Annotated in this window: 10 protein-coding genes; 5 read left to right on the forward strand and 5 right to left on the reverse strand. The window is 40.5% G+C overall.

What is annotated here, in order from left to right; all coding sequences use genetic code 11:
• Positions 1 to 387: 387 nt before the first annotated feature.
• The 5 genes from glmS to gndA all read right to left on the reverse strand — a co-directional run bounded on the left by glmS (position 388) and on the right by gndA (position 5,901).
• Complete coding sequence (glmS, locus tag QNK26_RS08070; protein ID WP_319222104.1) at positions 388 to 2,220, reverse strand: glutamine--fructose-6-phosphate transaminase (isomerizing); 1,833 nt, start codon at positions 2,218 to 2,220, stop codon at positions 388 to 390.
• A gap of 364 nt (positions 2,221 to 2,584) precedes the next feature.
• Positions 2,585 to 2,887, reverse strand: a complete 303-nt coding sequence (locus QNK26_RS08075; protein ID WP_319222106.1) for an AzlD domain-containing protein — start codon at positions 2,885 to 2,887, stop codon at positions 2,585 to 2,587.
• Entirely contained in the window at positions 2,884 to 3,636 is a 753-nt protein-coding gene (locus QNK26_RS08080; protein ID WP_319222107.1) for an AzlC family ABC transporter permease, read from the reverse strand. Before QNK26_RS08080 ends, QNK26_RS08075 begins: the two co-directional genes overlap by 4 nt.
• A gap of 136 nt (positions 3,637 to 3,772) precedes the next feature.
• Positions 3,773 to 4,165, reverse strand: a complete 393-nt coding sequence (locus QNK26_RS08085) for a hypothetical protein (protein WP_319222108.1) — start codon at positions 4,163 to 4,165, stop codon at positions 3,773 to 3,775.
• A 233-nt stretch (positions 4,166 to 4,398) separates the two neighbouring features.
• Positions 4,399 to 5,901: an NADP-dependent phosphogluconate dehydrogenase gene (gene gndA / locus QNK26_RS08090; protein ID WP_319222109.1), complete on the reverse strand. Its 1,503-nt coding sequence runs from the start codon at positions 5,899 to 5,901 to the stop codon at positions 4,399 to 4,401.
• Positions 5,902 to 6,357: 456 nt separating this feature from the next.
• Here gndA and QNK26_RS08095 point away from each other — a divergent pair, with 456 nt between their 5' ends.
• From QNK26_RS08095 to QNK26_RS08115, 5 genes are all read left to right on the forward strand, one after another.
• Complete coding sequence (locus tag QNK26_RS08095) at positions 6,358 to 7,371, forward strand: LacI family DNA-binding transcriptional regulator (RefSeq protein WP_319222110.1); 1,014 nt, start codon at positions 6,358 to 6,360, stop codon at positions 7,369 to 7,371.
• Positions 7,372 to 7,455: 84 nt separating this feature from the next.
• Positions 7,456 to 7,968, forward strand: a complete 513-nt coding sequence (locus tag QNK26_RS08100; RefSeq protein WP_319222111.1) for a gluconokinase — start codon at positions 7,456 to 7,458, stop codon at positions 7,966 to 7,968.
• A gap of 334 nt (positions 7,969 to 8,302) precedes the next feature.
• Positions 8,303 to 9,319, forward strand: a complete 1,017-nt coding sequence (locus tag QNK26_RS08105) for a TRAP transporter substrate-binding protein (RefSeq protein ID WP_319222113.1) — start codon at positions 8,303 to 8,305, stop codon at positions 9,317 to 9,319.
• 68 nt (positions 9,320 to 9,387) lie between these two features.
• Positions 9,388 to 9,921, forward strand: coding sequence for a TRAP transporter small permease subunit (locus QNK26_RS08110; RefSeq protein WP_319222114.1), 534 nt, complete (start codon positions 9,388 to 9,390; stop codon positions 9,919 to 9,921).
• A gap of 1 nt (position 9,922) precedes the next feature.
• On the forward strand, positions 9,923 to 11,184 hold a 1,262-nt coding region (locus QNK26_RS08115; RefSeq protein ID WP_319222116.1), incomplete at its 3' end, for a TRAP transporter large permease.

The following is an 11,184-nucleotide window of genomic DNA, read 5'->3' on the forward strand; positions in this document are numbered from 1 at the left end:
AAGATAGAGCGAGCTTAACTATCGCAAAGCATGTAAAAGGCGATGGATTATATAATTTTATAAAAATCTAATAAATAGAAAATAACAGCAATTATTTTGATGAAATCACTGTTTTCAAACTAAAAAATAACAATTCAATAAATATTAATTACTAATTTAGTTATAATCCCTATTTGGTTTAATGAATGGATAATGCCATGATCACAATAAATCAACTGAAACTGAGAATCGTTTAATAACCAACTGACGATGCAATCGATTTGGGGAAAAGGTTTTTAGATATAAAAAAGCCCATTTATATTAACTCCATTATTGAGAATAATACAAACAGGCTATGTATACGGCGTTATTACTCGAATACAGTCTTTAATTAGCGGTAATTAATGATTATTCTACCGTAACAGCCTTGGCAAGGTTACGAGGTTGATCCACGTCTGTACCTTTAATCAGCGCGACATGGTATGAAAGTAACTGCATTGGTAAGGTATAGAAGATTGGCGCGGTAATTTCACTTACATGCGGCATCGTGATGATCTTCATGCCTTCTGATTCAACAAAACCAGCGTCTGCGTCAGCGAATACATACAGTAGGCCGCCACGAGCACGTACTTCTTCAATATTCGATTTCAGTTTTTCTAATAATTCATTAGTCGGTGCAATAACCACAACTGGCATGTCTGCATCAACTAACGCTAAAGGACCATGTTTCAATTCACCCGCCGCGTAAGCTTCAGCGTGAATGTAAGAGATCTCTTTAAGCTTAAGCGCCGCTTCCATTGCGATAGGGTAGAACTCACCACGACCTAAGAATAATGTGTGATGTTTATCGGCAAAGTCTTGCGCCAGTGCTTCGATGTCTTTATCAAAGGTAAGTGACGCTTCAATTTGTGCAGGTAGCGCATGCAGCGCGGTAACAATTTCCGCTTCTTTTTCTGCGTTAATGACTTTTTTCTCTTTACCTAATGCTGTTACTAACATTAATAAAGCAGATAATTGCGTGGTGAATGCTTTGGTAGAAGCTACGCCAATTTCAGTGCCAGCACGGGTCATGAATGCAAAGTCTGATTCACGCACTAACGAAGAACCGGCCACGTTACAAATAGTCATTGCAGCCATGTAGCCTTTTTCCTTGGCAAGGCGTAGTGCTGCTAAGGTATCTGCGGTTTCACCTGATTGTGACAAGGTGATGAGTAGACTGTTAGGACGTGTTACAAATTTACGGTAGCGGAACTCAGAAGCAATTTCGACATCACAACTGACGCCAGCTAAAGATTCAAACCAATAACGCGCCGTCATACCAGCATTGTAAGAAGTACCACAAGCAATAATTTGAATGTGTTCTACTTTCGGTAAGATCTCTGCGGCGTTAACACCGATGCTTTGGGTGATCACGCTGTTAGCTGAAAGGCGGCCTTCCATGGTATTGGTTAATGCAACAGGCTGTTCAAAGATCTCTTTCTGCATATAATGACGGAATTTACCTTTATCGGCAGCATCATGTTCAGCGTTTGATTCAATCACTTCACGTGTAACCGCTGCGCCATTAATATCAAATACTGATACGTCGCGACGAGTCACTTCAGCCACATCGCCTTCTTCAAGGTACATAAAACGACGAGTTACGTTAAGCAGTGCGAGTTGATCGGATGCTAAGAAGTTTTCACCCACACCCAAACCAATCACAATTGGGCTGCCAGAGCGAGCAACAATTAATTTACCAGGTTCTAAACGGTTAAGTACAACCGTACCGTAAGCACCATCTAACTGTGAGGCCGTTTTTTGAACCGCTTCAAGTAGGCTATCTGTAGAGCGTAGTTCCCATTCAACCAAATGAGCAATGACCTCAGTGTCGGTTTGCGATTGGAAAACGTAACCACGCTGTTGTAATAATTCACGTAGTGATTCATGGTTTTCAATAATACCGTTATGTACCACGGCAATATCACCAGAAACGTGTGGATGGGCATTCGCTTGTGAAGGTTCACCGTGTGTCGCCCAACGTGTATGGGCAATACCCGTACCGCCAACAGGCTGTTCTGCATCTACCGCATTCGCTAATTCTTTTACTTTGCCTAAGCTACGCACACGTTGCAGGTTGTTATCTTGGTCAACGATTGCCACACCGGCTGAATCATACCCGCGATATTCTAAACGACGTAAACCTTCAACTAAAATTTCAGCGATATCTCTTTGTGCTACAGCACCAACAATCCCACACATGGTCTTCTCCTAGCTTTATAAATTGCATAATATTTTTAAACAAGTAATAACCACGTGATAGTGTTGTCTATCGGTCCGTGACGACGTTCGTCCTATACAACTTGTTTTCATAATTTTGAGAGCGAAACTTTTATTATTTTGTATTTTAAGTTTGAAACGTAACTTAGATTAATCGTATTCGCTACGTCTCATTAAATATAGCGGGTGATTGAAATTTATCTATTTTTCACCGGCTATATAGCGACTTAAATTAGTGAATTATACAATCAAAGTTTCGATTTGGTTGCATTTTAGTTTCGTTTGTTTCATTTGTCTATTGAAACTTACAAGTTATGTGTGATTTAAGCTAATCAATGAAACTAATCTAATGAACTAAGAAAAAAAGCAACATACTCAATATTGCTGTGACCAAGGTGTTACGGGTTAATAGGATCAATAACACTGCAAACACGGCACCGATTAAATAGCTATTATCAAGGTTAAGGTGCAAAGTATTATCTTGAAGGAAAACAATCGGCGCTAGAATCGCGGTGAGAACGGCTGGTGCGGAGTAACTTAAAAATTTCACTATGCTGGGGTTAAGGCGCAAGGGGAGCTTCGGTTCAATGAAGATATAGCGACTAATAAATATAATCACCGTCATTAATATGATTGTTAACCAGATCATAGGTCGTCTCCTGGTCTTGTTAATAGGGTTTTATTTGGGTGCGCTTCATTAGTTAATTTAGCGGTAAGCATACCAGCGCTCATGCCTGATAATGCTGCGATAATTAATCCCGCGGGGACATGAAATAGTTCGCACACGACAGCCATGACTAACGAAACCACTACGCTAACTAGAATGGACGGGGTTTTAATGGCTGGAACAACTAAAGCTATAAAGGTAGCGGCGATAGCGAAGTCTAAACCGAGTTCATCTAAATTAGGGATCTGTTGACCAGCAAAGATACCGACCGCAGAAGCCAGATTCCAAATCAGATAGAAGCTAAACCCTCCGCCAAACGCGAACCAGCGGTCAAACTTATGTTGTTTGGTTTCACTGCATATAGCAAATAATTCGTCGGTGAGTAAGAAACCGAGTGTTAATCGCCAGCGTAAGGGCAGAGGACTCATTTGGTGGCGCATGGCCATACCATATAAAAAATGGCGAGAGGTAATGAGTAGGGTGGTTAATAGGATACTGGTTAATCCTACCCCTGATTTAATCATCCCGACAGCTACAAGTTGCGCTGCACCTGCAAACACAATCGCTGACATTGCTTGGCTTTGAATGATATCTAAACCAGCTTCAATGGCGTAAGAACCTGCTAAAATACCCCAAGGGATCACTGCGATACTAAGAGGCAGTGCGGCGATGATACCTTGTATTAAACTCGTTAGTTTGCGGTTTTTGTCGTTGCCTGCGGTGACTTGCATGTATTAAATCCCTCTGCCTCTTTGAAAAAAAGCCTTAAAATATTAGCATCATGGCGAATATATTAAGGCTTTTAAAGAGATACATTGAGGATTAGATGCTAATCACTAGAATATCTTGGTTAAACAGTTTTTAATGCTATTTATCTTCGATAAATCCGAATTCATTATCTTGCACATAAACGACTTTACAATAATCGATGTAGGTCGCACTGTGAATACGGTTAGCGGCAATGTAACCAGTGTCACCTTGGTTAAGCGTTAGCTCTTCACCATCTTTAACAAGTTCGCCATTTTCACGGATGTAAAATACTAAATGCATCTTACCTTCAACCATTACAGTCATATCATCATGCGGATGGTGGTGCGGGTCTTCTACTGTACCAGCTTCCCAAGTTTCCAATAATACGGTTACACCCTTGCTGTTTTCAGGAAAAGTATCACGGTATTTAAAACCTGCTGGTGCTTCGTCGTCAGTTAAAAAATTATCCCAGATAGCTGAATTGTCGCCGTTGTGTAGTTGATTTGACATATGTTATTTCTTTAGTGGACTATAAGTAGAGGCATTATACTAACCTATGCTGGCAAGGAATTCATGCGTTTGAAGCTGAATTTTTTGTAAAGACGAAATTAATTGCTGCTTGGTTGGCGTTCTTGTGGTTTATTTAACTGTTTGAGGTGGGTGGTTTTGGCCAATAATGATATAAAAAAAACCAGTTGGAAAGTAGCCAACTGGTTTTTGTATTCGCCTATATTGTTCTAGTTCTAGTGCTGAGCTTTGTGCTCGCCAGTACCAAAATGCCAATCGTAATGGAAGCTTTGGCTTGCATCTTGATCTTTACGACGGTAAGTGTGGCCACCAAAGTAGTCACGCATCGCTTGGATAAGGCTTGCTGAAGAGTCTGCTTCACGGTAGCAATCATAGTAGCTCATTGCTGCGCTGATTGAAGGCATTGGCATACCTTGCATGATCGCTTTCGCTAATACTTCACGCCACGCCATTTGGCTTTCTGCTAATGTATTCGTGAAACGTTCAGCTAACATTAGGTTTAATAGCTCAGGTTCAGCTTGGTAAGCTTTTGAGATATCATCTAAGAAGTGAGCGCGGATCACGCAACCAGCACGCCAGATTTTTGCAATTGCAACGTAATCTAGTGTCCAGTTATGTTCTTTTTCTGCTGCCGTCATCAATTCAAAACCTTGCGCGTAGCTACAGATTTTTGAACAATACAGAGCGTCAGCCAGTTTTGCTAACCATACGTTGCGGTCTTCGATAGCAACTGCAGGGCCTGCAAGTTTCGTCGCGCCCACCTGACGGATAGATTTTTGTGTGCTTAGGCAACGTGCAAATACAGATTCTGCAATTGCGTTGGCTGGTACGCCAAGCTCTAGTGCTTCACGTGCAGTCCAGTTACCTGTGCCTTTTTGGCCAGCTTGATCCATGATCACGTCAACCATAGGCTTGCCAGTTGCTTCATCAACAACTTTCAGGATGTTACCTGTGATTTCGATAAGGTAGCTTTGTAGCTTGCCTTTATTCCATTCACTGAATACTTCACCCACTTCAACAGCAGACATACCTAAGATTTGACGCATGAATTGCACCACTTCGGCAATCATTTGCATATCAGCATATTCGATACCGTTGTGTACCATTTTAACAAAGTGGCCAGAACCGATTGGACCAATGTATTCTGCACAAGGTTCGCCTTCAGGTAATGGCTGGTCTACTTGTGTACGGGCAATTTCAACACCTGTTACAGGATCTACTTTTGCTGACATTGCTTGCCACATAGGTTTTAACCATTCCCATGCTGCTCTGTCGCCACTTGGCATTAGTGATGGACCGAAACGAGCGCCCACTTCACCACCTGAGATAGCACAAGTGAAGAAGTTAAACTTACCTGCATAAGAATCGGCACGGGCAATAGAATCACGCCATTGGCTGTTACCAGTATCAACAACGATGTCGCTTGCTTCTAAGCCAGCTGCAATTAAGTCGTTACAAATGATATCAACAACAGGGCCTGCTGGAACAGAAAGCACGATACGACGTGGTGTATCTAATTGTTGAATTAGTTCAGCAAGATCAGCAACGGCAATTAATTTTGCTGCTGTAAGTGGTTGATGACGTTTAACGATGTCAGTACGACGGCCTTCGTTAATGTCAAAAGCGGCAACTGAAAAGCCACGTTCTGCTAAATTTAATGCCATGTTGGCACCCATTACGCCTAAACCTATTACTGCAATATCAATATTATTATTCATCTGGTCCTCTGTGCCTTAGCAAGTCATGAAGGTGAGAATTGGCTAATGCCTGATTGTTTAAGGCATGATATAGAAAGTAGCAAAAGATACAATGTTAACGCTATCGTTATTTTTCTTTTTCATATAATTCGCTTTTTAGTTCATTAATTTTAAATCATCAATATTAATATGGTTAACCTGCTTAGCTAGATGCGATCTACATCACATAATCTTTGCTTTTTTGTATTTAGGACTGAGTCTTTCCTGCTCAGTTATACTATTTCGCCTAAAATTATTAACATGTTTATACAACTTTAGGCTAATACAGTGAGAGGGCCAAATGTAGTGACTATGACTGATCGTCATGTTAAAAAACGTACAGAATTGATACTTTAAAGTTAATTCAAAAGTTTATTTACCCCTAATTGTAGATAGGTATAATGTGGTAAGTATTTTATAACTAAGGATATTAGGCGTATGAGTTCCAACAGTCGCAAGTCTGGTCGAGTGACCTTACAAGATGTTGCAAATAAAGTGGGCGTTACTAAAATCACTGTCTCTAGGGCGATACGCACCCCCGAAAAAGTGTCGGAATCATTACGCTTAACTATCCATAAAGCCATTGAACAAATGGGCTATGTACCTAATCGCGCCGCGAGCATGTTAAGTACTAAACAAAGTAAAACTATTGTATTGATTGTTCCTTCTTTGTCTAACGGTGTATTTGCTGACGTGGTACGCGGTATTAATGATGTCATGTTAGCTGAAGGCTACCAGATATTATTGGGTCACTCAGGTTATTCCTTATTAGAAGAAGAACGCTTAATCGAAACTTATTTACAGTTTGGTATTGATGGCATCATTATTTCGGGTACCCATCATACCGAGCGCAGTAACCGTTTATTACGCAAATCAAACCTACCTGTTGTAGAGATAATGGAATGTAATGATAAAGCCATCGATATGTCTGTTGGTTTGGATCATGCCCAAGCTGGTTATGAGATAACTCAATATTTGATTGGTAAAGGTTATAAAAACATTGGTTTTGCTGGTGCGCGAATGGATTTACGTGCGCAACTACGTTTAGACGGCTGGCGTAAAGCTATTTGGGAAACAGATTTAGGTGATGAACGTGTTGTCACTAGTACCTATGCCTCTACTTACCAAATGGGCGCGGACATGTTGACCGAAATATTAGGCGAATGGCCTGATACTGATTGTATCTTCTTCTGTAATGATGATTTAGCGGCTGGCGCACTGTTTGAATGTCAGCGTCGGAATCTAAAAGTACCGAAAGATATCGCTTTGGTTGGCTTTAACGACCTTGATATTTGCTCAGCGACAAATCCTAAATTAACCTCTGTTTCTATTCCACGCTTTGACATTGGTGAACAGGCAGCAAAGTTATTATTGAAAAAAATTAATGATGAGCCTATCGAAAATAAGCATTTAGATCTCGGTTTTATTATTTCTGAACGTGCGAGTACGTAACTCAAGTGGATAATACTTGTGTTTTTTCGTGTTATCGGTAACATCGCATGGGTTGATTTAGAACGATGTTAAGAAGTAAAGAATATGATAGGCAGAACGATTATTGTGATGGGCGTTTCGGGTAGCGGGAAGTCTACGATAGGATTAAAACTTGCGCAGCAACTTGGCGTTAAATTTATTGATGGTGATGACCTGCATCCTAAAGCTAACATTTTAAAAATGGCAGCTGGCCAACCATTAAATGATGCAGACCGTAAACCTTGGTTAGAGCGTATTCGCGATGCATGTTTTAGCATAGAGAAAAAAAGTGAAACCGGTATTATCGTTTGCTCTGCATTACGTAAAGACTATCGCGATCAAATTCGCGATGGCAATAAAGCGGTTACTTTTATCTACTTAGATGGTAGTTATGATTTGATTTTAACGCGCATGAAAGCGCGGGCTGGGCACTTCTTCAGTGGTGAGGATATGTTACTAAGTCAATTCAGTATCTTAGAGTTACCGCTTGAGGATGAATTAGACGTATTGTCGGTGCCTATCGATGGTACAATTGATGACATAGTAACACTTAGTATTACAGCACTAAAGAATAACTAGCATCACGATGTTGGTTTGATATTTTAATCTTATATATAAAATATCCGTGCACCCATGAAGTATAATAATGGTCATATTTAAATCAAAATATGACCGTTTTTTTTATCTCGACTTCTAACTTTCAAATGAAACTCAAAGGTTGAGTATATGTAATATGTGTGAGTTTAAAGTTGAAATTAACCGATAACTTTATGTGAAAATGTGAGGTTAACCCTAGAGTTTAGCTGTTTGTAGGAGTAAGATTGCCCAATAGTTACCGGTAACATGGCGATTAACATAAAAGTTAACATAAGATCATTATCGGGTTTATCAGAAACCAAGGATACCACTACCAATGAAAACCATTACTAAAACAATTATTGCAGCGTCGGTTGCTGCAATGATGAGTGCATCTGCCTTCGCTGCCGAATTTAATTTTAAATTCCAATCTTCAGATCCCTCTGGTGAGAAGAACTTCCAAGTACAACAAGCATGGGCTGAGCAATTAGAAAAAGATTCTAACGGTCGTATCGATGTCACTATGTTACCTGTTGGTGCTGTAATTAAGCACACAGAAACACTTGATGGTATTAAATTTGGTGTCTTACAAGGTCACATTACAGCAACAAGTTTTTTTGCTGGTAAAGATCCTGCATTTGGTTTGATGGGTAACACGGTTGGTGCTTGGTCTGACCCACTGCAACTATTAGATTACATGTATAACGGTGGCGGTAACGAGCTAATGCGTGAAATCTACCAGCCATATGGTATTTATTATATTGGTGCATCAGCAACGGGTCTGGAAGCATTTGTTTCTAAAGTACCATTAAACGGTGTTGACGATCTTAAAGGTCTAAAATTACGTGCACCAGAAGGTCTAGTACAACAAGTATTTGCAGCAGCAGGTGCATCACCCGTTAACTTACCGGGTTCAGAAGTATTCACTGGTTTAAGTAAAGGCGTTATTGATGCCGCCGATTACACGGTATTTTCGACGAACCACAAAGCCGGTTTAAATGATGTCGCACCGCACCCTGTGTATCCTGGTTTCCACTCGTTACCTGCAATTGAAGTTTCGATCAGTGCCAAATCGTGGAATAAACTACCAGCTGACTTACAAAAAGTGATGCAAGATTCAGTTAAAACATTTGCTTACACTATGGTTGATACATTGAAAAAAGCAGATGCAGAAGCGGTTGCTGATGCCATTGCAGATCCAAACATTACCGTGCATGACTGGCCTGCAGCGGAACGTAAAAAATTCCGTACAATTGCACGTAGTCAATGGGAAGTTTACGCAAAACGTTCTCCAAATGCACAAAAAGTATATGATTCTGTAACCACATATTTAAGCGAGAAAAACTTACTGTAATTGCAGTGAGCGTTATATTTGAAGGCTGCTTGGCAGCCTTTTTTTCAACTTAGAAGATGAACAAATAGATGAGTAAAACCGAAGAAACCCAACCAAAAAATGGCCTCGATGCAGGCATTATATGGGCTGGCAATGCAATCAGTGTGTTATTTCTGTTTACGGTATTAATATCCTTTTATGAAGTGCTTATGCGTTACGCATTTAATGCACCGACGATTTGGGTACATGAAACCGCGTCCTTTATTGGCGGAACATTATTTGTACTTGGTGGCGCTTATGGATTAGCGACAGATAAACACGTACGCGTTGTGCTTATTTACGATCATGTATCTGAGCGTGCAAAGCAGTACTTAAATGTATTCCATCACATTATGGGTTTACTGTTCACTACATTACTCTCTTATGCTGCTTGGACCATGACGGAAGGCGCTTGGTTTGCACCCTGGGGGGAGATGCGTTTAGAAACATCTGGCTCTGCTTGGAACCCGGTATTTCCTGCGCTACTTAAAGCGTTAATTTTTGGTACTCTGTGCTTAATGTCAGTGCAATTTGTATTGCACCTAATTCAAGAAATCCACGGCTTAGTTAAGAAGAAAAAATAATATGTTTGATCTTTCATCTATTGGTATTGCTTACGGCAGTTTATTAATGCTTGTGTTGATGATTGCCCTGTTATTAACAGGTATGCAATTGGCATTTGTAACTGGCTTAGTTGCTGTTATCTTCACATTCGGTTGGTTTGGTCCTGAGGTATTACCTCTTATTACCAGTCGTATTTATAGTTTTGTTAGTGGGTATGTATTTTTAGCCGTGCCTATGTTTGTATTGATGGCCGCCTTACTTGACCGTTCTGGTATTGCGCATGATTTATTCGATGCAATGAAAAAAGTAGGTCGTAACGTGCGTGGTGGTGTTGCGGTTCAAACACTATTAGTTGCGGTATTACTGGCTTCAATGTCGGGTGTAATTGGCGGTGAAACCGTATTGCTTGGTATTCTTGCGCTGCCACAAATGCTGCGCTTGGGGTACGATCGTAAATTAGCGATTGGTACTACCTGTGCTGGTGGCGCGTTAGGTACTATGTTACCACCAAGTATCGTATTGATTATTTATGGTCTAACAGCCAGTGTGTCAATTGGTGATCTGTTTAAAGCGTCATTCTTACCGGCGGCAGTATTAGCGTTACTGTATATTTTGTACGTATTAATTCGTTGTTATTTAAACCCGTCATTAGCACCATTGCCAACAGCAGAAGAATTAGCTGAAGATGCTGCGAAAGACATTAACTTTAAGAAAGCATTATTATTCCCAATGTTATCTGTTGCTGTGGTACTTGGCAGTATCTACAGCGGTATTGCATCAATTACTGAAGCATCGGCATTAGGTGTTGTGGGTATTGCAATCAGTGCGGCCATCCGTGGTGAGCTTAACTGGAACATGTTAAAAGAAAGTTCGATCGCGACATTACGTACTTGCGGCATGATCATCTGGATTGGTATTGGTGCCAGCGCCTTAGTGGGTGTGTACAACTTAATGGGCGGCATTGATTTTGTAAGTGATGGTATCTTGGCGATGAGTGGTGGTAGCCCAATGGGTACTATCCTAATCATGATGGCTGTATTGTTTGTATTAGGTATGTTTCTTGATTGGGTTGGTGTTGCGCTATTAACTATGCCTATCTTTGTACCGATTGTTGTTGGTTTAGGTTTTGACCCAATTTGGTTTGGTGTGGTGTTCTGTATGAATATGCAGGTTTCATTCTTATCACCGCCATTTGGTCCCGCCGCTTTTTACCTTAAATCGGTTGCACCAAAAGACATTAGCTTAGGGGAAATTTTCAGTGCACTTGTTCCGTTTATCTGTTT

Origin of the sequence: Moritella sp. (genome assembly GCF_033791185.1) — a bacterium.
Lineage (GTDB): Bacteria > Pseudomonadota > Gammaproteobacteria > Enterobacterales > Moritellaceae > Moritella.

Excerpts from the sequence above, each read along its gene's own strand:
- glmS (WP_319222104.1), bottom strand. The coding sequence starts at position 2,220 with ATGTGTGGGATTGTTGGTGCTGTAGCACAAAGAGATATCGCTGAAATT.
- QNK26_RS08075 (WP_319222106.1), bottom strand. The coding sequence starts at position 2,887 with ATGATCTGGTTAACAATCATATTAATGACGGTGATTATATTTATTAGT.
- QNK26_RS08080 (WP_319222107.1), bottom strand. The coding sequence starts at position 3,636 with ATGCAAGTCACCGCAGGCAACGACAAAAACCGCAAACTAACGAGTTTA.
- QNK26_RS08085 (WP_319222108.1), bottom strand. The coding sequence starts at position 4,165 with ATGTCAAATCAACTACACAACGGCGACAATTCAGCTATCTGGGATAAT.
- gndA (WP_319222109.1), bottom strand. The coding sequence starts at position 5,901 with ATGAATAATAATATTGATATTGCAGTAATAGGTTTAGGCGTAATGGGT.
- QNK26_RS08095 (WP_319222110.1), top strand. The coding sequence starts at position 6,358 with ATGAGTTCCAACAGTCGCAAGTCTGGTCGAGTGACCTTACAAGATGTT.
- QNK26_RS08100 (WP_319222111.1), top strand. The coding sequence starts at position 7,456 with ATGATAGGCAGAACGATTATTGTGATGGGCGTTTCGGGTAGCGGGAAG.
- QNK26_RS08105 (WP_319222113.1), top strand. The coding sequence starts at position 8,303 with ATGAAAACCATTACTAAAACAATTATTGCAGCGTCGGTTGCTGCAATG.
- QNK26_RS08110 (WP_319222114.1), top strand. The coding sequence starts at position 9,388 with ATGAGTAAAACCGAAGAAACCCAACCAAAAAATGGCCTCGATGCAGGC.